This is a genomic window from Acidovorax sp. SDU_ACID1 (assembly GCF_045291395.1).
Taxonomy (GTDB): Bacteria; Pseudomonadota; Gammaproteobacteria; order Burkholderiales; family Burkholderiaceae_C; genus MR-S7.
On sequence record NZ_CP152342.1, the window covers coordinates 3,817,086 to 3,840,445 of the forward strand.

Below are 23,360 nucleotides of genomic sequence, written 5' to 3' on the forward strand. Positions count from 1 at the left end.
GCTTCCACTGAGATCCTGCGCCCTGCCGGCACAGGTGTTTGACACGTACCGCTACGTGGCCCTTTCCCGTGCCCGCACAGGAGACCGCCATGATCGCCTTCTGGAACCGTGACCCGCGCCGGCTGCCGCCGCGCATGACCGCCGCCCGCCTCTGCACCGCCCAGCCGCCGGCCGCCCAGCCTGCGCTGGAGCAGGCGCTGGACCTGGACGCACGCACCGTCTGGCCCACGCACCGCATCCGCAATTTCCTCAGCACCCACGCGGCCCCTTCGGGCTGCAAGCCACGCTGAGCCGGAGCCTCGCCCCGCCATGGACCCCGTCCCTCCCCGCCCGCCCACCGAAGGACCCGCGCGCCGCTGAAAATCCCGCCCGGCTCCTTCTCCCGAACAAGAAAGGAGCCCGCATGCTGCACCTGCCCCGCCTGCGCGCGCAGCGCGCCACCGCCGCCACCGGCCTCACCCACGCCATCGCCCCCGCCGCAGCCGCCTGTGCCCTGGAGCGCGCCCTGCTCGCCGCGCTGGGCCAGCGGCGCCCACACCTGCTGAACCACCTGGTCGACCAGGCCGGCCCGCAAGCCTTCGCGCAAGCCCTGGCTGCGCTGGACGCACGCCAGATGATGGATGCCCTCTGCCTGCTGGCGGACGCGCCACGCGCTGCCGTCTGCGCCCACCTGCCGCCGTCGGCACGCCGCCGCTGGCCCACCGCCCAGGCGCCGCGCCCACGCGGCTGGCGCGGTCTGCTGCACCGGGCATTCATCTGACTGCCACGGAGCCGCCCTAGGCTTTCTCTTTCCCATTCCGAAAAAGAACAACCATGCAGGCACTGCACAACATCAACCTCGCGGCCACCCTCAACACGCTGGTGAGCCTGTTCTTCGCCTTTGCCTTCGGCAGCGTGATCGGCCTGGAGCGGCAGATACGCCAGCGCACGGCCGGGCTGCGTACCAACGCCCTGGTGGCCGTGGGCGCGGCGGTGTTCGTGGACCTGGCAATGCGGCTGGACGGCGCGGGCGGCGCCACGCGCGTGGTGGCCTACGTGGTGTCGGGCGTGGGCTTCCTGGGCGCGGGCGCGATCATGAAGGAAGGCATCAACGTCACCGGGCTCAACACGGCGGCCACGCTGTGGGGCTCGGCCGCCGTGGGCGCGTGCGCGGGCGCCAGCCTGGTCGTGGAAGCAGCACTGGCCACCGTCTTCGTGCTGGCCAGCAACACGCTGCTGCGCCCCGTGGTCAACCACATCAACCGCCGCCCGGTGAGCGAAGCCGCGGCCGAAGCCACCTACCACGTCTATGCCATGTGCCGCCAGGCCGAACAGGCGGACGTGCACGAAAAGCTGCTGGCGTTGCTGGAGGCCGCGCAGTACCCCGTGCGCGCGGTGCAGAAGCACCCCTTCGGCACCACGGACACGGAGATCGAGGCCGTGCTGTATGCCACCTCGGTCGACGCCGAGGAACTGGACGGCGTGGTGCAGCGCATCGAAGGGCTGCCCGGCGTGCTGCAGGCCTACTGGAACGCCGGCACGGAACACACGGCGTGAACAGGTGAAGCCCCGGCCGCGCACCGGCGCCGCTGCCGGGTCACGCCAACGTGGATTCGGTCAATCAACGGCCTGGGTGTAGCCGTCCACCACCAGTTCCTGCCCGTGCACGTTGGCGGCTTGGCCGCTGCACACGAAGCGCACCATGTTCGCGATGTCGCGCGCGGACACCATGCGGCCCAGCGCCGTGTGCTGGGTGTAGCGGCGCGTCGTCTCCTCGATGGATTCGCCGTGCATCCGCGCCCGCGCGGCCAGCACGGCCTCGATGCGCGGCCCCGCGGTGATGCCGGGCAGCACGGCGTTGACGCGGATGCCCTCCGGCCCGAACTCCAGCGCCAGCGACTTGGTGAAGCCCACGATCCCCCACTTGGTGGCCGAATAAGGCGTGCGGCCCGCCACGCCCATGTGCCCCGCGATGGACGACACGTTCACGATCGAGGGCGCGTTCCCTTTCAGCAGGCGGGGCACCGCCGCGCGCGTGCACAGGAACTGCCCCGTCAGGTTGACGGCCAGGGTGCGCTCCCAGTCGGCCAGCCGGAGCGTGTCGATGCGCCCCGTCGGCCCCGCGATGCCGGCGTTGTTCACCAGCACGTCCAGCCCGCCCAGCGCCGCATCGACCTGGGCGAACAGCGCCTCGACGTCGGCCTCGCTCGCGACGTCCGCCTTGAACCCGTGCACCTGCGGCAGCGCGGCGCCCAGGCGCTCCAGCGACGCATCGGAGACGTCGCAGACCGCGACATTCGCCCCGGCCTCGACGAAGGCCTTGGCGATTTCCAGGCCGATGCCGTCGGCGCCCGCCGTGACCAGCACGCGCTTGCCGTTCAGCGATTCATCCGTCCACATGCTGCGCTCTCTTATTTCTTCAGCAGGCCGCAGGTCGAGGCCGAGAGCGGGGCGAACGCCTTGTCGCCGGGCATCACCGCCACCTGTTTCAGGAAGTCCCAGGGCTTCTTGGATTCGGCGGGCTTCTTGACCTCGTAGAGATAGAAGTCGTGGATCATCTGCCCGTCGGCGCGGATCATGCCCTTGGCGTACATGTCGTCGATCTTGAGCTTGCGCAGCTGCTCCATGACCTTGCCCGGCTCGCTGCTGCCGGCGGCCTGCGCGGCCTTCAGGTAGCTCATGGTGGCGGAGTAGTCGGCCGCCTGGTTGCCGTTGGGCATGCGCTTCATCTTGGCGAAGTAGCGCTGCGCGAAGGCGCGCGAGGCGTCGTTCTGGTCCCAGTACCACGGCTCGCTCATCAGCAGGCCCTGCGTGTTCCGGAGGCCCAGGCTTTCGACGTTGTTGACGGTCATGATGAGCGTGGCCAGCTTCATCGACTGCGTGAGGCCGAATTCACGCGCGCCCTTGATGGCGTTCAGCAGGTCGCTGCCGCCGCCCGTCAGGCCCAGCACCTGGGCCTTGGAGCTCTGCGCCTTGACCAGGAACGACGAGAAATCGCTCGCCCCCAGCGGGTGCCGGATGCTGCCGGCGACGGTGCCGCCGTTCTCGGTGATGACCTTGGCTGCCTCCTGTTCGAGCGAGTGCCCGAAAGCGTAGTCGGGGGTGAGGAAGAACCAGGACTTGCCCCCCTGGGCCATGACGGCGGAGCTGACGGTGCGCGCAAGGGCCGTGGTGTTGTAGTGGTACTGGACGGTGTAGGGCGTGCACGCCTCGTTGGTGAACTGCGTGCCCCCGGCGCTCACGACCATGAACACGAACTTCTTCTCGACCACCAGGTTGTTGATGGCCAGCATGGCGGCGGAGTTGGCACCGCCGACGATCATGTCGATGCCCTGGCGGTCGGCCCATTCGCGCGCCTTGGCGGAGGCGATGTCGGCCTTGTTCTGGTGGTCGGCCGACAGCACCTCGATGGGCTTGCCATTGACCTTGCCGCCGAAGTCGGCCACCGCCATGCGGATGGCTTCCAGGCCGCCGCTGCCGTCGTTGTCGGCCAGGGGGCCGGAAAGATCCGTGATGAAGCCGATGCGCACGGCATTCCCGGGGGTTTGGGCCGATGCCGCGCACGCGGCGGCCAGCGCCATGGCGCTGGCGGCGAGTCGAAGAGGCTGCAGGGAAGTCATGAAAGTCTCCTGGTGGTCTATAGGTTTGGATGAATCAGGCATCCGCCGGCACGACGGTGCCGGCGCAGGTGCCGAAGCCGATGCGGTAGCCCGGGCCCTGGGCCCAGGCGGTCAGTTCCACCTCGTCGCCGTCTTCGAGGTAGACGCGGCTGCCGCCGTGTTCGAGGGCGACGGGCTGCTGGCCGTTGCGCGTGGCCTCGTAGAGGCAGCCCTGGCCGCCGGGGCCGGTGGTGCTCACGGTGCCGGTGCCCAGCAAATCGCCGGGCTGCAGGTTGCAGCCGGTGCAGGCGTGGTGGGCCACCTGCTGGGCGAAGCTCCAGTACAGGTGCTTGAGGTTGCTGCGGCAGACCACGGAGGCCGCGCCGCCCTGGGGCCGGATGGAAGCCTGCATGTGCACGTCGAAGTTGCGCAGCCCCTTCTGTTCCAGGTAGGGCAAGGGCGGCGGCGATTGCGCGGGGCCCGCGACGCGGAACGGCTCCAGCGCGTCGAAGGTCACGATCCACGGCGAGATCGAGGTGCGGTGCCCCTTGGAGACGAAGACGCCGAGCGGCTGCGCCTCCCAGGCCTGGATGTCGCGCGTGCTCCAGTCGTTGAGCAGCACGACGCCGAAGGCGTGCTTTTCGGCATCGTCGATGGCGATGGTGCTGCCCAGGGCGTTGCCGGCGCCGATGACGACGGCGGCCTCCAGCTCGAAGTCCAGCTTCTCGCTGGGCTGGTAGCGCGGCGCGGTCTCGCCCGGCGCCAGCACTTGGCCCCAGGGGCGCTTGACGGGAGTGCCGCCCACCACGACCGAGCTGGCGCGGCCGTTGTAGGCCATGGGCAGGCAGGTCCAGTTGGGCCAGAGCTGGCCGCCGCTGTTGCCCAGGATGTCCACGCAGTTGAGCGAATGCTCGCGCGAGAGCATGAAGTCGCTGAAGCCCCCCACGGCCACGGGCAGGTGCAGCGTGGCCCCGGCCATGGGGACGATGGCCTGCCGGCGCAGCGCGGCGTTGTCGCGCAGCGCGGGGTTGTCATGCCGCAGCAGTTCGCTGACCTGCTGGCGCACGGCCGAGGTCGCCGCACGGCCCAGGCCGATGAAGGCGTTCAGCGTGGGCTGGGCGAACACGGCGGCATCGGCGGCGCGCAGCAGCCCGGCTTCGGCCAGGGCCTGCAGGTCGGCGATGCAGTCGCCGATGGCCACCCCGGCGCGCGGCGCGCGGCCGGCCATGCTGAAGATGCCGAAGGGCAGGTTCTGGATGGGGAAGTGCGAATCGGCGGCGACCGGTATGAACGAGGCCAGGGCCGGGTCGTTGGGCGAAACAGTGGAAGTGGTCATGGCAGGTGCGGAGAGGGATTCAGGCCGTCTGCACGTCGCCGGCGCCGCCGTAGGAGGTAAAGCCCCCGTCCACGGGCAGGATCGCGCCGGACACGTACGAAGCGGCATCGGACAGCAGGAACGCGGCGGCGTTGGCCACTTCCACGGGCAGCCCCATGCGCGCCATGGGCGTGCGGCGCTCGATGCGGTCCACGTCGATTTTCTGGTCGCGCACGAGCTGGTCGATCATCGGCGTGGCGATGTAGCCCGGCGCCACGGCGTTCACTCGCACGCCCTGCTGGCTCCATTCGCAGGACAGGTTGCGGGTCAGCAGGGCCACGCCGGCCTTCGCCGGGCCGTAGGCGTTGCGCCGGGGGATGCCGTTGAGGCCGTTGACGGAGGCGATGGTCACGATGGCGCCGCTGCCGCGCTCCAGCATCGCGCGGCCGACCGTGCGGCACATCAGGAAGGAGCCGCGCAGGTTCACGTCCACGATGCGCTGCCAGGTGTCCAGATCCATGTCGACGGCGGGCGTGACCTGGTCGCTGACGCCCGCGCAGTGGAACAGCCCGTCCAGCCAGCCCAGGCTCTGGCAGGCGCTGGCCACGGCGGCTTCGCAGGCGCGCTCGTCGGTGACGTCGGCCACGGCGAAGCCCTGGGCGCCCATGGCGCGGGCCTCCATGGCAAGCGCCTGCGTGCTCAGGTCGAGCAGGAACACCTGCGCCCCCAGTTCGATGAAGCGGCGGGCGGACGCCAGCCCGATGCCGCTGGAGCCGCCGGTGACCAGGATGCGTTTGCCGGCCAGGTCGATGCCGTGAATGGAGTGATTCATACGGGTTCGCTGTGATTTTTGGTTGGACGATCAACCAAATTCCCAGGAAGTTTCAGGCAGCGGCAGGCGCGTGACCATTCACGTTAACGCTATGCGGGTTAACCCTTTGATTTGCGCACCAAGAACCAGAACCGCGCCGTGCCGGCGCCGGGCGTCACCCCGCCTGGAGCGCCAGGGGCTTGCGGATGGCCTCGAAATCCTGGCCGAACGACGCGGGCACGGCATCCACCGTCGCCGTGAGGCCCGCCACCATGAACGGCAGCAGGTGGCTGCACGCATCGCCGCGATGGTCGCCGGAGCACAGCCCGCCGGACAGCACCTCGATCCGGTTGTTCTCGCTGAAGGTGTTGCACATCACGCCCACCATGAAGTCGAAGGCCCACTGGATGCGCTTTTCCTCGCGCCCCGGGAAGGTGCGGCGCAGCTCCTGCAGGAAAACCTCGGCCAGGGGGTTGAACAGCGTGCCCAGCAGCCCCATCCAGCGCTCGGTGGACATGATGCGGGCGGCCAGCTTGGCGTAGTTCTGCCAGCCGGGGCCGCCGTGCATGCTCCAGTACAGATAGGGCGAGAGATAGCAGCGCGCGATCTCTTCCGCCGACAGCGGCTCGCCGCCGCGCTGGTGGCGGTAGTGAGCCAGCAGCTGCTGCCGGCTTTCGTTGACCACGTTGGCCCGGCGCGCCAGCACCTCGTGAAAGATGAGCTCCTTCGATTCGAAGTGGTAGTGCGCCAGCGCCAGCCGCACCCCCGCCAGGTCGGTGATCTGCCGGATCGAGGTGCCTTCGTAGCTTTGGTCGGCGAAGAGCTGCTCGGCGGCGTCGATGATCCGCACGGAGGTTTCGCGGGGAGGTGGGGATTGCATGGGTCTTCCAGTCGCCGTGGCAGCCCTACGCGCCGAACAGCCCGCCCGCCGCGCTCGGCGGCGCCACGCCCAGGTGGCGGTAGGCCGCCAGCGTGGCCACGCGCCCGCGCGGGGTGCGCTGCAGGTAGCCCTGCTGGATGAGGTAGGGCTCGATCACGTCCTCGATCGTGCCGCTCTCCTCGCCGATGCTCGCGGCGATGTTGTCCAGCCCCACGGGGCCGCCGTCGAAGCGGTGCACCACGGCTTCGAGCAGCTTGCGGTCCATCACGTCGAAGCCCTGCGGATCCACGTCGAGCATGGTGAGCGCGCGGTTCGCCATGTCGAGCGTGATGCGGCCCGTGCCCTTCACGTCGGCGTAGTCGCGCACGCGGCGCAGCAGGCGGTTGGCGATGCGCGGCGTGCCGCGTGAGCGGCGCGCGATCTCGAAGCCGCCCTCCTCGTCGATGGGCGTGCCCAGCAGCGAGGCGGAACGCATGACGATGCGCGCCAATTCTTCAGGTGTATAGAACTCCAGCCGCGCGACGATGCCGAAGCGGTCGCGCAGCGGGTTGGTGAGCATGCCCGCGCGCGTGGTGGCGCCCACCAGCGTGAAGGGCTGCAGGTCGAGCTTGATGCTGCGCGCGGCCGGGCCCTCGCCGATCATGATGTCGATCTGGTAGTCCTCCAGCGCGGGGTAGAGGATTTCCTCGACCACGGGCGAGAGGCGGTGGATCTCGTCGATGAAGAGCACGTCGTTGCGCTCAAGATTGGTGAGCAGCGCGGCGAGGTCCTTGGGTTTTTCCAACACCGGGCCGCTGGTCTGACGCAGTTGCACGCCGAGTTCGGTAGCGATGATGTGGCTGAGTGTGGTCTTGCCCAGGCCCGGCGGGCCGAAGAGCAGCACGTGGTCGAGTGCCTCGCCGCGCTTCTTGGCCGCGCCGATGAAGATCTCCAACTGCTCGCGCGCCTTGGCCTGGCCCACGTATTCATCGAGCAGCTTGGGGCGCAGCGCCCGCTCCAGCGCTTCCTCCTGCGAGGACGCGGGCGAGGCCGACACCACGCGCTCGCGCGTGGGCGGAGGGGGAGCGGGGGCGAAATCGTCGGTATGGATCGTCATGCGGGGGCGATTGTCCCCCATTGGTAACATCGCCCCCTTTCTTTCCGGGCCGTGCCGCAGCGTCTCCGCACGGCCCCGCAACGCCCCATGACCGAATCCACACCCCCTCCTTTTTCAGCCGCATCGCCCTCGCCTTCGCCGTGCTGGGCGATGCGCGCCTCGCCCTCGGCGCGGCCCGTCTGCGCGACGGCGAAGCGCTAGCCGCCGACGTGCCGCCGCGCGAGGTGCCCGTCGAGAAGATCGTCGAAGTCCGCGTGGAAGTACCCGTGGAAAAGCTGGTCGAAAAGCGCGTCGAAGTCACCACCCCCACCGCCGCGCTGCAACTGCTCAGCCTGCTGCAGCGCGAGGCGCGCTTCGTCGATTTCGTGCAGGAAGACGTGGCGGGCTACACCGATGCCGAGATCGGCGCCGCCGCGCGCGTGCTGCACGAAGGCTGCCGCAAGGCACTGCGCGAGCACCTGACGCTGGAGCCCGTGCGCCCCGAAGCCGAGGGCAGCCGCGTCACCCTGCCCCCCGGCTTCGACGCCACCGCCGTGCGCGTGAGCGGCAACCTGGTCGGCCAGCCGCCGTTCACCGGCACCCTGGCCCACCGCGGCTGGCGCGCCGCCGACGTGCGCCTGCCGCAGCTCACCGACGACAAGGCCGCCGCCGTCATCGCCCAGGCTGAGGTGGAGCTGTGACCGTGGAAACGACAGGCGCCCGATTCAGCATCGGCATCGACCTGGGCACGACGCACTGCGCGCTATCGTGGGTGGATCTGCACGCCAGCGATGGCGACCGCGTCGTACAGGGCGTGCTCGACGTGCCGCAGCTCACCGCGCCCGCCACCCTCGAAGCACACCCGCTGCTGCCCTCCTTCCTCTACCTGCCGCACGAGAGCGAATTCGCCCCCGGCGATACCACCCTGCCCTGGGGCGCGGCCGAGGACGGCATCACCGGCGAACTCGCGCGCACGCGCGGCGCGGCCACGCCGATCCGGCTGGTGGCCAGCGCCAAAAGCTGGCTCTGCCACCCCGGCGTGGACCGACGCGCACCCATCCTGCCGGCCGATGCGCCGCCCGAGGTCGCACGCATCTCTCCGCTGGCCGCCAGCGTGTACTACCTCACACACCTGCGCGATGCGTGGGCGCACGCCCACCCCGGCGCGCCGCTGGCCGCGCAGCACGTCACCGTCACCATCCCCGCATCGTTCGACCCCGCCGCGCGCGAGCTGACGGCCGAGGCCTGCAAGGCCGCGGGCTTCGCGCACCTGACGCTGCTGGAGGAACCCCAGGCCGCGCTCTATAGCTGGATCCAGGCGAGCGGCGGCGGCTGGCGCAAGCAAGTGCAGAGCGGCGACGTGATCCTCGTCGTGGACGTGGGCGGCGGCACCACCGACCTCTCGCTGATCGCCGTGCAGGAAAACGCCGGCACCCTGGAGCTGCAGCGCATCGCCGTGGGCGAACACATCCTGCTCGGCGGCGACAACATGGACCTGGCCCTGGCCTACGGCGTGGCGCGCAAGCTGGCGCAGGAGGGCAGGCAGCTCGACGCCTGGCAGACCCGCGCGCTCGCCCACGGCTGCCGCGCGGCCAAGGAGCAATTGCTGGCCGACGAGAACGTGCAGAGCGTGCCCGTGGTCGTGCCCAGCCGGGGCAGCAAGCTCATTGGCGGCAGCATCCGCACCGAGGTCACGCGTGCCGAAGTGCAGCAGACGCTGGTCGAAGGCTTCTTCCCCCAGGTCGCAGTGACCGACAAGCCCCAGACCCGCGCGCGCGCGGCGCGCTGACGCAACTGGGCCTGCCCTATGCGCAGGACGCAGCCGTCACGCGCCACCTCGCGGCCTTCCTCGCGCGGCAGGCCGGGGCGCTGGATCAAGCCACCTTCGCGCGTCCCACGGCCATCCTGTTCAACGGTGGCGTGCTCAAGGCTCCACGAATAGCCGATCGCATCGTGCAGGTCGTCAACGGCTGGCTGGCCGCCGACGGCGCCGCCCCCGCGCGGCTGCTCGACGGCACGCACCTGGATCTCGCCGTCGCACGCGGCGCGGCCTACCACGGCCATGTCGCAGCACGCGGCCAGAGTGTGCGCATCCGTGGCGGCACGGCGCAGAGCTACTACGTGGGCGTGGAAAGCAACATGCCCGCCATCCCCGGCCTGGAGCCGCCCATCAACGCCCTCTGCCTCGCGCCCTTCGGCATGGAGGAAGGCAGCGAGGTGGCGCTGGACGCGCAGGAATTCGGCCTCGTCGTCGGCGAACCGGTGCGCCTGCGCTTCTTCGGCTCCAGCGTGCGCCGCAACGACACCGTGGGCACCCTGCTCGACTTCTGGGGGCCGGAAGAATTGGTGGAGCTGCAGGAGATCGAGGCCCAATTGCCCGCCGAGGGACGTACCCCCGGCGAAGTCGTGCCCGTCACCCTGCACGCGCGCGTAACCGACATCGGCACGCTGGAACTCTCCGCCGTGCCCGTGGGCGGCAGCGAGCGCTGGAAGGTGGAATTCGACGTGCGCGCGCCTGCGGCGTCTGAATAGCGGCGCAGGAAAACCACGTCAGGCACACCACATCATGACCACGAAGTCCGTCCAAGAACTCCTCGATGACCTCCGCCTGCTTGGCGACGAGCAATTCTCATGGGTAGAGTCTGTTCGCACGCTCGTCAAAGAAACCATTCCGTCCGTGACCGAGGAGGTCAAGTACGGCGGCATCCTCTTTTCCTCCGGCGTGCAATTCTGCGGAGTCTTTGCCTACAGGCAGCATGTCTCGGTGGAGTTTGGCAGCGGCGCCAAGATCTCGGACGCGCTCGGCCACCTGGAGGGTGGCGGCAAGGGCCGGCGGCACATCAAGCTGCGCTCGGCGAATGACATCCAGGCCAAAGAGTTGGCCCACTACCTTCCGCTGGCGTTGGAGGCGGCGAGGAGTGGCGCCTGATTGCATGCCCCAGCGCCCATGACGCAGCCCGCCGCCCGCTACGCCGTCGGCATCGACCTCGGCACCAGCCACACCGTCTGCGCCTTTGCGCCGCTGGGCGGCGATGCGGCGCAGATCACTCTGCTGCCCATCCCCCAGCGCATCTCGGCCAGCGAGGTGCAGGCTCAGCCGCTGCTGCCCTCGGTGCGCTACCAGGCCGCGCCGCAGGAGCTGGGCGATGCGTGGCGCGCGCCGTGGCCGCCACTGGATGCGTCGGATGGAGCGCCCGCCACCCTCGGCCGCTGGGCGCGCGAGCTGGGCGCGGCCATGCCGGGGCGGCTGGTGGCGAGCGCCAAGAGCTGGCTGTCGCACCCCGGCGTGGATCGCACCGCGCCCATCCTGCCCTGGGGGGCGCCGGAAGGCGTGGCGAAGGTGTCGCCGCTCGCGGCATCGGCCTCGTACCTCGCGCATGTGAAAGCTGCTTGGAATGCGGCGCATCCCGACGCTCCGCTGGAACGGCAGGCCGTGGTGCTCACCGTGCCCGCCTCGTTCGACGAGGGCGCGCGGGCGCTGACGCTGGAGGCCGCGCAGTGGGCCGGGCTGCCCGAAGTGCATCTGCTCGAAGAACCCAAGGCCGCGTTCCACGACTGGCTGGCGCTGCAGGGCGAGCAACTGGCCGCGCAGCTGGAAGGCTGCCGCCTCGTGCTGGTGGCCGACGTGGGCGGCGGCACGACCGATCTGACGCTGATCCGCGTGGAGCCCACGCCGGGCGGCCTGCCCACGCTCACGCGCATCGCCGTGGGCGAGCACCTGATGCTGGGCGGCGACAACATGGATCTGGCGCTCGCGCACCGGCTGGAGCCGCGGTTCGCCGGCGAAGGCCAGCGCCTGCCCGCCGCGCGCTTCGCGCAGCTCGTGCAGCGCTGCCGCATCGCCAAGGAGCGGCTGCTGGCGCAGGACGCGCCCGAGAGCGCCGCCGTCACCCTGCTCGGCGGCGGCTCGCAGCTGCTGGCGCAGACGCGCTCGGCCACGCTCTCTCGCGATGACGTGCGCGCCTGGGTGGTCGAAGGCTTTCTGCCGAGCGCGCAACTTACCGATGCGCCTGCACGCCGCCAAGGTGCGCTGCGCGGTCTGGGGCTGCCCTACCCGGCGGACGCGGCCATCTCACGGCATCTGGCGCAGTTTCTCGCACGGCATGCGCAGGGCGAGCTGCCGGATGCCGTTCTGCTCAACGGCGGCGTGTTCCACGCGCACGCGCTGGCCGCGCGGCTCACGCAACTGCTGGGCGAATGGCGCGGCGCGCCGGTGCACGTGCTGCACAACCCGCACCCGGACTGGGCCGTGGCGCGCGGCGCAGCGGCGCATGGGCTGGCTACTTTTGAATCAAATCAGCCTCCAGCGCTTGCTGGAAAAGCGCAAGCAGCTATCAAAAACATAGTCCCCCGCATCGGCGGAGGCTCCGCGCGCAGCTACTGGCTGGTACTGCCGGGTAGCAAGGGGCTGTGCCTGCTGCCGCGCGGCACCGAGGAAGGCGTGCGCATCGTGCTCACCGGGCGGCGCTTCGCCTTGAGGCTGGGGCAGGCGGTGCGCTTCGCGCTCGTCGCCAACAGCCATGACGCACCCGCGCAAGCCGGGCAGATCGCGCCGCTCGCAGGCGAGGGCTGGGTGGAGCTGCCGCCGCTCGCCGCCGTGCTGCCCGCGCCGGAAGGGCGCGAGAAGGCGCAGGTCGAAGTGCAGCTCCACGCGCGCATGACCGAGATGGGCACGCTGGAGGTGCGCTGCGTGGCGGTGGACGACGACAGCCGCCAGTGGCTGCTGCCGTTCAACCTGCGCAGCACTACCGATTCGATAGCTTGCGGCGCTGACCAGGAAAGCGCTGGAGGCCAAAAACACCTCAAGCCCGCCATCGAGGCCATCGACCGCATCTTCGGCAGCCAGTCGCAGGAGGTGCCACCCAAGGAGGTGCGCCAGCTGCGCCAGACACTGGAAAAGATCCTGGGCCCCCGCGAGGGCTGGGACGCCCCCCTGCTGCGCGCGCTGTTCGACGCCCTGCTCGCGCGCGCCAAGCGCCGCCGCCGCACGCCCGAGCACGAGCGCGCATGGCTCAACCTCGCGGGCTGGTGCCTGCGCCCCGGCGTGGGCGCGGAGCTGGATGGCTGGCGCGTCGACCAGGCGTGGCAGCTCTACGCGCAGTGCCTCGCCCACGGCACGGAGGCGGCCAACTGGACGGAGTGGTGGGTCTTCTGGCGCCGCATCGCGGCGGGGCTAAATGAAGCGCGGCAGATGGAACTGCTGGAGGACGTGGCCGGCAAGATGCAGAAAACGGTGCAGCAAGCCGCACAGCGCAGCGCCAAGTACGGCAGCTACGACGACATGCTGCGCCTCTTCGCCGCGATGGAAGCCGTGCCCTGGCAATACCGCCAGGAGATGGGCCAGTGGATGCTGCAGCGCCTGCAAAAGCCCGGCGAGCCGGTGCAGACCTGGTGGGCCATCGGCCGCCTGGCCGCACGCCAGCCGCTGGCCGCCAATGCCCACCTGACCATGCCGCCCGAGGCCGCGCGCGAATTCCTCGCCGCCACGCTGGCGCAGGACTGGCGCAGGAACGAACACGCGATGTTCGCCGCCGTGCAGATCGCCCGCATGACGGGCGACCGCGCGCGCGACCTGCCCGATGATCTGCGCGCGCAGGTGCTGGTCCAGTTGCGTGCCGCCGCCGCACCCGGGCGCTGGATCGCGCTGGTGGAGCAGGCCCAGGCGATGGACGCCGAAGACCAGAAACGCAGCCTCGGCGACAGCCTGCCGCCCGGGCTGGTATTGCTTTGATTCACTTGACAAGGAGACAACCCATGCCCCGCACTCTCACCCGCCGCGCTCTGTCCGCCGCCGCCCTCGGCCTGCTGGCCGCCGCGCCCGCCTGGGCCCAGCAGGCCGCCTGGCCCGCGCGGCCCATCGTCTTCGTGGTGCCGCAGAACCCCGGCGGCGCGAACGACGTGATCGCCCGCGCCGTGGCGCAGGGCCTGGAGAACTCGCTGGGCCAGCCCGTGGTGGTGGAAAACCGCCCCGGCGCGGGCGGCAACCTGGGCACCAGCCAGGTCGCACGCGCCGCGCCCGACGGCCACACCTTCCTGGTGACGGCGCAAAGCGCGCACACCATCAACCCGGCGCTCTACAGCAAGATCCCGTTCGACCCCGTCAAGGACTTCACGCCCGTGATGCAGCTGGCCGTGGCGCCCTACCTGCTGGCGGTGAACCCGAACTTCCCGGCCAAGACGCTGGACGAACTCGTGGCCTACGCCAAGGCCCATCCCGGCAAGGTGGAATACGCGTCGGCCGGCAACGGCACGCTCAACCACCTGCTGGGCGAGATGCTCAAGAAGCAGAAGGGCGTGAACCTGCTCCACGTGCCCTACAAGGGCGCGGCCGCCGCGGCCACCGACGTGGTGGCGGGCCAGCTACCGGTGACCTTCGGCAGCTTCCCCGGCGTGATGCCGTTCGTCACCAGCGGCAAGCTGCGCGTGCTGGGCGTGGCGTCGGACAAGCCCACGGCGCTGGCGCCGGAGATCCCGCCGCTGGGCAAGGAGCTGTCCGTGACCTCGTGGTACGGTCTCTTCGCCCCGGCGGGCACGCCCGCACCCATCGTCGAGAAGCTGCACGGCGCCATCACCAAGGTGCTGGCCACGCCCGCGATGCGCGAGCGCCTCAAGGCGCTGGGCGCGGAGCCGGTGGAGTCCGACCCGCGCAGCTTCGCGGCCATGCTGCCAGGCGAGCTGGCGCACTGGAAGCAGATCGTGCAGGACTCCGGGGCAAGGATTGACTAACTTGCTTCAGGGAACGAAAACACCCCAGTGGATGCCTATACCTCCACCGTATCAAGATAGTCCTGCGTACCTTGCACTAGGTCCCGCAGACTAGGCGAGGGCGTTTGTTCGAAATTCATATGGGGCGCAATCGCTTTGGCCCATGCCAGCTTGTCCGTTCCTGTCACGAAGCGAACGTCCGCACCCAATACTTCGGCCAACCGCTCCCAGGCTCCTACGATCTCATCAGGTGCAATGCCCCGGATTTTGCGCAGTCTTGCATGAGGGAAACCACAACGTACCGCTTGCGGGTCGGCCAGAAACCAACTCTCGGTTTCTTCGACCGCCAATCGAAATAACACCCGCGCAGGCCGACGCGGCAGTTGCTCCAGCATCGACTGCAATTGCGCCAGCAACTGCTGCGGGTCGTCGTCATCCGCATCCACGAGTACCAGCACCAATACACTCTCGGGCAACCACGCCCACCCCCGCAGCTTCGCGGGCAACTGATCCAGCAAACCACGGCGTTTCGGGTCTGGCGCCGCCAAAAAATTGGCTGGCAAACGGCCCCGCCCTTGGTGCGGATGTATACGGAAATGCTCATCCCGGAGCAGCCCGAAATGGCGTTTTAGCAACTCCTCTGCCACGGGAACGTCGGAAGCCCCTTCCGTCAGTACCTCAACGTAGGCACTCATGGATTACCCACGCCGAAGTGGTTGCTGAACCACAGGCTGCCCGTCGGGATGCCTTCACGGAACATCTCTTTCACGCCCGCAATACTGGCCGCGCTGATGGCCTGGGTGTAGCCATCCGATCCTTTGTGCAAAACCCATACCTCTTCCGGCGTCAGGGCGTCAACGAAATAAGGGGAATGGGTCGTTACCAGTACCTGCGGCCCCCGGGTGCGGCTGGCAAATGTTTGCAGTTCTTGTGCCAAGACAGCCAACAATTGGTGGTGTAGACCATTCTCAGGCTCCTCGATACCGATCAAGGGAGCAGGATCGGGGTCTTCCATTAGCAACAGGTAGGCCAGCAGCTTTAACGAGCCATCGGACATATCCTGCTGGTAGAACGGCTCTGCATAGCCGCGCGCGGAAAACTCCAGCATCAAGCGCCCATCCTTGGCCCTCTCGGAGCGAATGCTTTCCACGCCTGGAATCTTCTGCGCAATCAAATCCAGCGCTGCCTTGAAGCCCCGGGGATTTTCACGCTCGATGAACTGCAGATATTTAGCCAAGTTGTCACCACGGCGATTCAAGTGCGGGTCCGCACCCGCCATTGGCTGCGCCCGCGCCAGCTCCGGCACAAAATACGACAAATACCAGCCTGCCAGGAAAGCACGAAACTGCCCGATACGAGGGTGGTCTTTCAGCGTGCCCAGCGTGGAAATGCCCAAGACCTGCCTGTCACTCATGCTGACCGCTATTTTTCGAGCCCCCTCGCTATCGCCAGCTTCTTCACCAGACCATGCGTATCCCTCTCCATTGCGCAGTTCAAGAAAGCTGTAGGGACGCCCGGCAGGCTGTCCCTTGCGACGCTGGCGCAAGCGCTCGTAAGCCACGCAGACCCGACCACGCGCGTCTTGGTCGATTTCTAGGCTGTAACTGATGGGCCTGTCTTTCACCGTCTGGCGGAAGCGCACCTCAAAACGGATGGGCTCTTTCACACCAAGTGTTCGTAGGCGTTCAAAGCCTCCGCGCTGCGGTTTGTCACAGGCAGCCTCCACCCCGTCGCTCAAACAATCGCCCAAAAAACCCAGCGCATCAAGCAGCGTAGATTTACCGACGCCATTGGCACCGATGACCGCCATCAGCCTCGGTAAAACGTCACCGTCCTGCCGCTCAAATGTTTTGCCCAGCGTCACATCCTTCAGACTTCGGTAATTCTGAATACTTACGCCTTCCAGCACAGCCATCGCGCAAATCTCCTGTAATCGTTGAAATCAGGGGTTCAGCCAGTTCTTGATCGCGGCGCGGTAGCTGGTGTCGAAGCGGCCGTAGTGGTCCACGCCGGCCGGGTTCTCGCAGCTCGACGTGCCGCCGAACAGCTGGCCGACCACGTAGCGGCGCGGCCCGATGGTGATGAACGCGCCCGAGCCGCTGCTGCCGCCTTCCACCACGCCCTGCTGCCAGCCCAGCGTGAGGAAGGTGCCGTTGGTGCCGTCGCTGTTGGTGCACCACTCGCCGCTGCAGGTGCTGTAGCGCAGCACCACGCCCTGGCTGACCTTCTGCAGGTCGCCCTTGGGGTGGTGCACGCCGGCCAGCACCTGCCCGGACTGCACGCCGCCGAAGTACGTGCCTGCGTAGACGATACCCGCCGGCGCCGGACGGTCCAGGCGCAGGAACGACACGTCGGTGGTGGCCGACGCGTAAAGCAGCGTGGCGCCGCCCGCCAGGCGCGTGGCGGCCGGGTTCACGCCAGAGCCGCCGCAGCTCGCGGAGCGGTAGAACCAGTCGGTGGTGAGCGTGGAGGCCACGGCCTGGGTGGAGATGCAGTGGTTCGCGCTCAGGAAATACGGCGTGCCGCTGGACTGCGCGTCGTTGAGCAGCGTGCCCGTGCACAGGTAGCTCTTGCCGTCCTCGCGCACATAGATCATGCGCGCCACGGAGCGGCTCTGGTCGATGTATTCGGGGCGGCAGGTCACGTCCACGTTGCAGCTGCCCGACTCGCCCACCTTGGCGAAGGCAGCCTCCTCGGCTGCGGCGGGCGCCACGGTGAAGTGCGACAGGCGCGGCACGGCCAGTTGCACGGCGGCGGCCTGCGCGCCGGCAGGGATCTCCACCTCCAGCGTGGTCTGCGGGCCGCCGAAGTCGGGGCTCCAGTAGGTGCGGGCGGCGTCATCCGGAGCGTCTCCCTGGGCGTTGCGCTCGGCCACGGCGCGCAGCTCGTCGGCGCCGATCTCCACGGCGCCCTCGTCCGTGGTCCCGTAGAAGCGCAGCACCGCGCCGGCAGGCAGCGCCTGCACCAGCACGCCCAGGCGCACGCCGTGCGCCCCCTCGGCCGTGAAGCGCAGCGCCGCCACCTGCGTGCCGTGCGCCGTGGGCTGCCAGCGCAGCAGCGCGGCCGTGGCGGCCACGGTGGCCGTGTCCTGCACGCCGCGCGCGGTGCCGATCTGCAGCGGCACGCCGGGCTGCGCCGCCTCAGCGGCCTTGGCCTGCGCCAGCGGCCCCAGGGCGACGGTGCGCGTGGACTGCGCATCAGCCGCCGCGCTTACCTGCGCCGCCGGCGCGGCCTGCGCCTTGGCGGTACCGCTGGGATCGAAGGGCTCGATGCGGTCCGCCGAGGGAACCACGGGCGTCTCGGGCGTGGACGGCGTGCTGTTGTTGCTGCCGCCGCCGCAGCCGGCCAGTGCCAAAACCAGCGGCAGCGCCGCCCATGCTGTACTCGAAGCCTTCATGGCGTTTTCCTTGAATTGGCAATTAATGACGAGCATGCGCGCTGGCATGGCACCGGCGAACAGCGTAGACATCTCAAATAAATTTCGTTACAACTCAGGCGTATCCAACCCGCCACCGCACGCCACTTTTCCACACTGTGACCTCATGAAGAAGTACCTCTGCCTTATCACCCTCTACGCCGGCTGCTCCATAGCGGCTCACGCCGATCTGAAAAATGTGAGCGCCACAACGCTGCAGTCCAACACGACCGAAGCCATTGCCTGCACCATTATTGCGACCGGCGGTCCCACGTATCAGGGCTACAAGGTGCTGGTGGCTTTTTCTGAAACAAATGGCGGCGGCAATCCGACCGCCCGCGTATCCAATTTCAACAGGACGATCAACTACACCAACGACAACTGGACCGAGCATCCGATGTACCTCAATGGTGAAGCCATTGGGACCGCCGAACAATTGCGACCGTTCTACATCAATGGCGTAGGCAGAACGCCACAAAGCGCCACCGACTCAGCCATGCTCGTACTGTTCCCGCCGGGTGAGGCGGCATGCATGTACTCCACAGAAGTGAGCTCTGGCAATCTGACGCGCACAAGCCTAGCCATGACCGATATCACAAGTTCCATTGCGGGCGCCAAGTCGCTTTCCGCCCAAGAGGTATCTATTCTCGAGCGATTGATGCACAGAGACTGATGCTCGACAATCCAAAGCGCGCCATTAGGCGCGTTTTTTTGTGTTACAGCCTACGCAGAATACGCACCATGGAATCCAGAGGTGATGTCGTGGGCGTCGGCTCCGGCGTCGGCTCCGGGTTCGAGCCGGCAGCCAACCACCCCTTTATCGATTGGAAGGACTCGTAAAAACGTCCGTAATAGTCCACGCCTGCAGAGCTCGTGCAAGACGACGAGCCGCCATACAACGTACCCACGACACGTCCCGCGCTATTGAACAGTGCAGAACCACTGCTCCCCCTTGGGTCGTACCAGAAGACCACCGCACACGATCATAGTTACCCGATGTCCCGGTGCATGAAAACCGCCCGTCGGTCCCAGGAGTGCAGCTTGTCTGGCCAAGAACCTGCCCTTTGCTGATCATGAGCATGTCCCCCGCCGGATGGTGCAATCCCGTGACGGCAGTTCCAACTGCCATGGCGGTAGGTGCCGCCTCCCAGCCGGCAAAGTACACCCCGCCAGGCACGGTATCGTTGAGGCGCATGAAGGACACATCCGAATTCGTGCTCGCATAGAGCAAGGTCGCGCCTTGGCTCAAGCTCCGCGTGGTATTCGACAGCATGCGCGATTGACATCCTGCAGATTGATAGAACCAATCGGTTTGCAGTGACGAAGCCGAGGTCTGCGTGGAAATACAGTGGTTTGCGCTCAGGAAATATGGGGTCCTGGAGCTTTGCTTGTCATTCAGCAGTGTGCCGGTACATAGATAGCTTTTTCCATCGCGCACGTAACGCATGCGCGCGACGGCATCGCGCTCTGGCGAAAGGGTGGCGTCGCACAGTGCATCCACGTTGCATGACCCTGATTCGTTGATCTTCTCCTGCACCCCAGGGAAGGCTTCATGCTCCAACTCAGCAAAGATATGAGACACCACCGGCACCGCGATCTGCACCGCTGTCATCGACACCCCTGCGGGCAACTCGATTTCCAGTGTCGCCTCATCGGTGCCCATGTCGGGCGTCCACCACGTCCGCGCCTGCATGCTGTCACCGTCGACCTGAATGTTGCGGTGCACCAGCGCGAGCACTTCCTCACCCGTGAGCTCCAGCATGACCTGCGAACGATCCTGGCTATAAACGCGCAGCACCGCCGCATTCGGCAATGTCAAAACGTGCACTCCCATACGCAAACCGCGAGCGTCTCGTGCGGCAATGCTCAAAGCAGCCACGTACCCTCCTGCAGCCATGCGCTCCCATTGCAAACGCTGCAGCGTCAATGCGGCGGTAGCCGCACCTGGAACGGCCCGTGCTTCTCCCACCAACTGAGGACCTGACCCCGCCAAAGACTCTGCGGCCTTGTGCATATCAAGTGCGTCCAGCGTGATACGCGAAGGCACTGGCGCAGCGGCAGCACTGCGATATTTCACGTACTGTCGTTCGATAGCGACTTGCGGTGCAACACGGCCCTCCACCAACAGCGCCGCATCCCTTACCGCCTGGCTGTTCGGGGCATCCCCCCTCCGCCACAACCCGCTACAGCCACGCCCAGCAGCACGCCTGCCGCAAGGCCAACAGCCTTCATGCATTTCTTCATAGCCTCTCTCCTCCTCCAAAAATCATCTCGCCAACGTTTTCAAGGCAAGCTTTATCCCCTCACTCACTCCCACATCTGCTGGCAGCGCCTTCAGCGCCGCAGCCGCCTCCTTGTCGTTGTAGCCCAGCGCCAGCAGCGCCTGCAGGATGTCGGCCTGCGCGTCGTTGGCGGCGTGGGCCTTGGCGCCGATGTCGGTGCCCAGCTTGCCCTTGAGCTCCAGCAGCAGCCGCTCGGCCGTCTTCTTGCCGATGCCGGGCACCTTCACCAGGCGCCCCGCCTCCTGCAGCGACACGGCCTGCGCGAGGTCGCCCACGCCCAGGCCCGAGAGGATGGCCAGCGCCGTGCGCGGCCCCACGCCGCTGATCTTGATGAGCTCTCGGAACGCCTGGCGTTCGGGCGCGGTGCCGAAGCCATAGAGCAATTGCGCATCCTCGCGCACGATGAACTGGGTGAGCAGCGCCACGCGCTCGCCCACGGCCGGCAGGTTGTAGAAGGTGCTCATGGGCACCTGCACCTCGTAGCCCACGCCGTGGCAGTCCAGCAGCACCTCGGGCGGGTTCTTCTCCAGCAGGGTGCCGGTCAGTTTGCCTATCATCGCGTTCCTTTCTTGCTGGAATTATCAGCGTGATCCTGCGCCACACCTTCACCCCCCACAACAACACGCGCCTGACCCACCTGTGCGGCCCCGCCGACGCGCACCTGCGCACCATCGAGGTGGCGCTGCAGGTCAAGATCGCCCACCGCCACGAGCAGTTCAAGGTGGACGGCCCCAAGGCCAAGGCGACGCAGGCCATGGAACTGCTGCAGGCGCTCTACGAGATGGCCGAGCGCCCCATCAAGGAGGAGCACCTGCAGCTCATGCTGGCCGGCGACAGCAGCATGCGCGAGGACGCGGAGGGCGCCATCCAGCTCACCACGCGCCGCGCCGACCTGCGCGCGCGCACGCCCACGCAGAGCACGTACCTGCACAACATCGCCACGCACGACATCACCTTCGGCATCGGCCCGGCGGGTACGGGCAAGACCTACCTGGCCGTGGCCTGCGCGGTGGACGCGCTGGAGCGCAGCGCCGTGCAGCGCATCGTGCTCACCCGCCCTGCCGTGGAAGCAGGCGAGCGCCTGGGCTTCCTGCCGGGCGACTTGACGCAGAAGGTGGACCCGTACCTGCGCCCGCTCTACGACGCGCTCTACGACCTGATGGGCTTCGACCGCGTGCAGAAGGCCTTCGAGCGCAATGCGCTGGAGATCGCGCCGCTGGCCTTCATGCGCGGGCGCACGCTGAACAACGCCTTCGTGATCCTGGATGAAGCGCAGAACACCACGCCCGAGCAGATGAAGATGTTCCTCACCCGCATCGGCTTCGGCGCCAAGGCGGTGGTGACGGGCGACGTGAGCCAGATCGATTTACCGAAGGGCGCGATGAGCGGGCTGATCGACGCCGAGCGCGTCCTGAAGCGCGTGCAGGGTATCGCCGTCACGCGCTTCACCAGCGCCGACGTGGTGCGCCACCCGTTGGTGGCGCGCATCGTGGATGCCTACGACGCGCAGCGCAACCGCCGCGATCACTCCTGATTCAATAGCTGGTAGCGCTTGCTGGATAAGCGCTGGAGGCCAAAATGGCTCTTAACGCACTCGCCTTGTCCCTGCAATTCGCGCGCGACGCCGCCGAACACCGCGCCACCCTGCCGCGCCACAAGGTCGCGCGCTGGATCCGCCACGCGCTCGCTGTCGATGCCGAGATCACCGTGCGCATCGTCGGCACTGAGGAAGGCCAGCGCCTGAACCGCGAGTTCCGCCGCAAGGACTACGCCACCAACGTGCTCACCTTCAACTACCAGCAGGAGCCCGTGGCCGTGGCCGACCTCGTGCTCTGCGCCCCCGTGGTCGAACGCGAGGCGCGCGAGCAGAACAAGACGCTGGAAGAGCACTACGCCCACCTGCTGGTGCACGGCGCGCTGCACGCCCAGGGCTGGGATCACGAGACCAGCGCCGAGGACGCCGACGAGATGGAAGCCTACGAGACGGCCATCATGCAGGAGCTGGGCTTCGCCGACCCCTACGCCAAGTAGGCAGGTTCACGGCAGCGCCGCACCCAGCACGCCGCTGCGCTGCAGCCGCTCGATCGCGGCCGTATCCATGCCCAGTTCCTGCAACAGCGCACGGCCCCGCTCGCCCAGCGCAGGGGCCGGCGTCTGCGGCGCCGGCTCGCAGCCGCCCAGCCGGAAACCCAGGCCCGGCGTATCCACGCCCGCGCCCTCCACGCCGTAGCGCACGGGCGCCAGCGCGCCCGTGGCCCGCGCCTCGTCCAGGAATTCCCCCAGGCGTCGTACGCGCGCGGCGGGCACGCCCGCCGCATTGAGCCGTGCCTCCATCTCGCCGGCGCTGCGGCCTGCGAAGGCCGCGCGCAGGCGCTCCTGCAGCGTGGGCAGGTCGCGAGCGATGACGAAGCCCCCCTGCGGGGCGTTGAAGGCGTCGAGATCCAGCAGCGCCGCGTCCTCGCACAGCGCCTCCAGCCCCAGCACGCCGGCCAGCAGCCTGAACTGCGCCGGCGTGTTGGCGGCGGTGGACAGCCAGCCGTCGGCGCACTGGTAGGTATCGGCCGCGGGGCTGCCCGTATAGCCGCGGTTGCCCACGCGCCGGGGCTCGGTGCCGTGGGTGAGGTAGGTGCAGGCGTGGGGATACATGAGCATCAGCGACGCCTGCAGCATGGAGGCGTCGATGTGCTGGCTGGCGCGCGCGCCCGGCGCGTCGGCGTTGCGCCGGTGCAGCGCGGCCGTGATCGACAGGGCGCCCAGCATGCCGACAGCCACGTCGATGACCGGGAAGCCCACCTTCACGGGCGGCGCATCCTCGTCGCTGCCGGCCATCATCATCATGCCGGTCAGCGCCTGCACCACGTGGTCGTAGGCGCCGCGCCGGGCCCATTCGCCCTGCTGGCCGAAGCCCGAGATGGAGCAGTAGACGACGTCCGGCCGCTGCGCCCGGATGTCCTCGTAGCCCAGGCCATGGCGCGCCACCACGCCGGGGCGGAAGTTCTCGATGAACACGTCAGCCGTGCGGGCCAGGGCGCGCACGATGTCCGCGCCCTCCGGCCGGCGGATGTCCACCGCCAGCGACCGCTTGCCCGCGTTGAGCGCCACGAATCCCGAGGGCAAACCGCCCGCGTTGGTTTCGCCGGGCGCGTGGCTGTTGCGCATGACTTCGCCGCCCGGCGGCTCGATCTTGATGACCTCGGCCCCCAGCTGGGCCAGGTAGTGCGAGGCCAGCGGCCCCGCGATCACGTGCGACATGTCGATGACGCGCACGCCCTGCAACGGCTTGTCCATATCCGTTCTCT

The 23,360-nt window shown here is 68.2% G+C and carries 22 protein-coding genes and 1 pseudogene; 11 read left to right on the top strand and 12 right to left on the bottom strand.

What is annotated here, in order from left to right:
- Positions 1–89: 89 nt before the first annotated feature.
- The 3 genes from AAG689_RS18775 (at position 90) to AAG689_RS18785 (ending at position 1,536) form a co-directional block, all read left to right on the top strand.
- Complete coding sequence (locus tag AAG689_RS18775; RefSeq protein ID WP_406623270.1) at positions 90–290, top strand: hypothetical protein; 201 nt, start codon at positions 90–92, stop codon at positions 288–290.
- 113 nt (positions 291–403) lie between these two features.
- Positions 404–760 carry a hypothetical protein gene (locus AAG689_RS18780; RefSeq protein WP_406623271.1) on the top strand — a complete coding sequence of 119 codons (357 nt, stop codon included), beginning with the start codon at positions 404–406 and terminating at the stop codon, positions 758–760.
- A 53-nt stretch (positions 761–813) separates the two neighbouring features.
- Positions 814–1,536: an MgtC/SapB family protein gene (locus tag AAG689_RS18785; RefSeq protein ID WP_406623272.1), complete on the top strand. Its 723-nt coding sequence runs from the start codon at positions 814–816 to the stop codon at positions 1,534–1,536.
- 60 nt (positions 1,537–1,596) lie between these two features.
- On the opposite strand, the gene AAG689_RS18790 is transcribed toward AAG689_RS18785, so the two are convergent.
- The 6 genes from AAG689_RS18790 to ruvB form a co-directional block, all read right to left on the bottom strand.
- Complete coding sequence (locus AAG689_RS18790) at positions 1,597–2,379, bottom strand: SDR family oxidoreductase (protein ID WP_406623273.1); 783 nt, start codon at positions 2,377–2,379, stop codon at positions 1,597–1,599.
- Positions 2,380–2,390: 11 nt separating this feature from the next.
- On the bottom strand, positions 2,391–3,599 hold the full coding sequence (locus AAG689_RS18795; RefSeq protein ID WP_406623274.1) for an ABC transporter substrate-binding protein: 1,209 nt from the start codon (positions 3,597–3,599) through the stop codon (positions 2,391–2,393).
- A gap of 34 nt (positions 3,600–3,633) precedes the next feature.
- Positions 3,634–4,914: a fumarylacetoacetase gene (gene fahA, locus AAG689_RS18800; RefSeq protein ID WP_406623275.1), complete on the bottom strand. Its 1,281-nt coding sequence runs from the start codon at positions 4,912–4,914 to the stop codon at positions 3,634–3,636.
- Between the two features lie 19 nt (positions 4,915–4,933).
- The gene (locus AAG689_RS18805; protein ID WP_406623276.1) at positions 4,934–5,725 is read right to left on the bottom strand and encodes an SDR family NAD(P)-dependent oxidoreductase; all 792 of its coding nucleotides are present in this window, start codon (positions 5,723–5,725) and stop codon (positions 4,934–4,936) included.
- A 154-nt stretch (positions 5,726–5,879) separates the two neighbouring features.
- Positions 5,880–6,584 (bottom strand): TetR/AcrR family transcriptional regulator, encoded by a 705-nt coding sequence (locus AAG689_RS18810; protein WP_406623277.1) that lies wholly within the window; start codon positions 6,582–6,584, stop codon positions 5,880–5,882.
- Positions 6,585–6,609: 25 nt separating this feature from the next.
- Positions 6,610–7,680: a Holliday junction branch migration DNA helicase RuvB gene (gene ruvB / locus AAG689_RS18815; RefSeq protein WP_406623278.1), complete on the bottom strand. Its 1,071-nt coding sequence runs from the start codon at positions 7,678–7,680 to the stop codon at positions 6,610–6,612.
- 140 nt (positions 7,681–7,820) lie between these two features.
- Here ruvB and AAG689_RS18820 point away from each other — a divergent pair, with 140 nt between their 5' ends.
- The 5 genes and pseudogenes from AAG689_RS18820 to AAG689_RS18840 all read left to right on the top strand — a co-directional run bounded on the left by AAG689_RS18820 (position 7,821) and on the right by AAG689_RS18840 (position 14,385).
- A complete protein-coding gene (locus tag AAG689_RS18820; protein WP_406623279.1) occupies positions 7,821–8,360 on the top strand; it encodes a DUF2760 domain-containing protein in 540 nt (179 codons plus the stop codon).
- Positions 8,357–10,191: pseudogene (locus AAG689_RS18825) on the top strand (Hsp70 family protein). Before AAG689_RS18820 ends, AAG689_RS18825 begins: the two are co-directional and overlap by 4 nt.
- Positions 10,192–10,225: 34 nt before the next feature.
- On the top strand, positions 10,226–10,588 hold the full coding sequence (locus tag AAG689_RS18830) for a DUF1801 domain-containing protein (RefSeq protein ID WP_406623280.1): 363 nt from the start codon (positions 10,226–10,228) through the stop codon (positions 10,586–10,588).
- Between the two features lie 18 nt (positions 10,589–10,606).
- Positions 10,607–13,390: an Hsp70 family protein gene (locus AAG689_RS18835; protein WP_406623281.1), complete on the top strand. Its 2,784-nt coding sequence runs from the start codon at positions 10,607–10,609 to the stop codon at positions 13,388–13,390.
- 23 nt (positions 13,391–13,413) lie between these two features.
- Entirely contained in the window at positions 13,414–14,385 is a 972-nt protein-coding gene (locus AAG689_RS18840) for a Bug family tripartite tricarboxylate transporter substrate binding protein (protein ID WP_406623282.1), read from the top strand.
- Positions 14,386–14,420: 35 nt separating this feature from the next.
- On the opposite strand, the gene AAG689_RS18845 is transcribed toward AAG689_RS18840, so the two are convergent.
- Genes AAG689_RS18845 through AAG689_RS18855 form a run of 3 tightly spaced genes read right to left on the bottom strand, consistent with a single transcriptional unit; the run spans position 14,421 to position 17,761 of the window.
- Positions 14,421–15,059, bottom strand: a complete 639-nt coding sequence (locus AAG689_RS18845) for a DUF4276 family protein (RefSeq protein ID WP_406623283.1) — start codon at positions 15,057–15,059, stop codon at positions 14,421–14,423.
- Positions 15,056–16,279 carry an AAA family ATPase gene (locus AAG689_RS18850; RefSeq protein ID WP_406623284.1) on the bottom strand — a complete coding sequence of 408 codons (1,224 nt, stop codon included), beginning with the start codon at positions 16,277–16,279 and terminating at the stop codon, positions 15,056–15,058. Before AAG689_RS18850 ends, AAG689_RS18845 begins: the two co-directional genes overlap by 4 nt.
- Before the next feature lie 27 nt (positions 16,280–16,306).
- The gene (locus AAG689_RS18855) at positions 16,307–17,761 is read right to left on the bottom strand and encodes a trypsin-like serine peptidase (protein WP_406623285.1); all 1,455 of its coding nucleotides are present in this window, start codon (positions 17,759–17,761) and stop codon (positions 16,307–16,309) included.
- Between the two features lie 145 nt (positions 17,762–17,906).
- Here AAG689_RS18855 and AAG689_RS18860 point away from each other — a divergent pair, with 145 nt between their 5' ends.
- Complete coding sequence (locus AAG689_RS18860; RefSeq protein ID WP_406623286.1) at positions 17,907–18,452, top strand: hypothetical protein; 546 nt, start codon at positions 17,907–17,909, stop codon at positions 18,450–18,452.
- A gap of 144 nt (positions 18,453–18,596) precedes the next feature.
- Here AAG689_RS18860 and AAG689_RS18865 read toward each other — a convergent pair whose 3' ends face one another.
- Both AAG689_RS18865 and ruvA read right to left on the bottom strand, forming a co-directional pair.
- A complete protein-coding gene (locus tag AAG689_RS18865) occupies positions 18,597–19,793 on the bottom strand; it encodes a hypothetical protein (protein ID WP_406623287.1) in 1,197 nt (398 codons plus the stop codon).
- 252 nt (positions 19,794–20,045) lie between these two features.
- The gene (ruvA, locus tag AAG689_RS18870) at positions 20,046–20,618 is read right to left on the bottom strand and encodes a Holliday junction branch migration protein RuvA (protein WP_406623288.1); all 573 of its coding nucleotides are present in this window, start codon (positions 20,616–20,618) and stop codon (positions 20,046–20,048) included.
- Positions 20,619–20,647: 29 nt separating this feature from the next.
- Here ruvA and AAG689_RS18875 point away from each other — a divergent pair, with 29 nt between their 5' ends.
- Positions 20,648–21,595 (top strand): PhoH family protein, encoded by a 948-nt coding sequence (locus tag AAG689_RS18875; protein ID WP_406623289.1) that lies wholly within the window; start codon positions 20,648–20,650, stop codon positions 21,593–21,595.
- 44 nt (positions 21,596–21,639) lie between these two features.
- The gene (gene ybeY / locus AAG689_RS18880; RefSeq protein ID WP_406623290.1) at positions 21,640–22,092 is read left to right on the top strand and encodes an rRNA maturation RNase YbeY; all 453 of its coding nucleotides are present in this window, start codon (positions 21,640–21,642) and stop codon (positions 22,090–22,092) included.
- 6 nt (positions 22,093–22,098) lie between these two features.
- On the opposite strand, the gene AAG689_RS18885 is transcribed toward ybeY, so the two are convergent.
- The gene (locus tag AAG689_RS18885) at positions 22,099–23,349 is read right to left on the bottom strand and encodes a CaiB/BaiF CoA transferase family protein (RefSeq protein WP_406623291.1); all 1,251 of its coding nucleotides are present in this window, start codon (positions 23,347–23,349) and stop codon (positions 22,099–22,101) included.
- Positions 23,350–23,360: the final 11 nt, after the last annotated feature.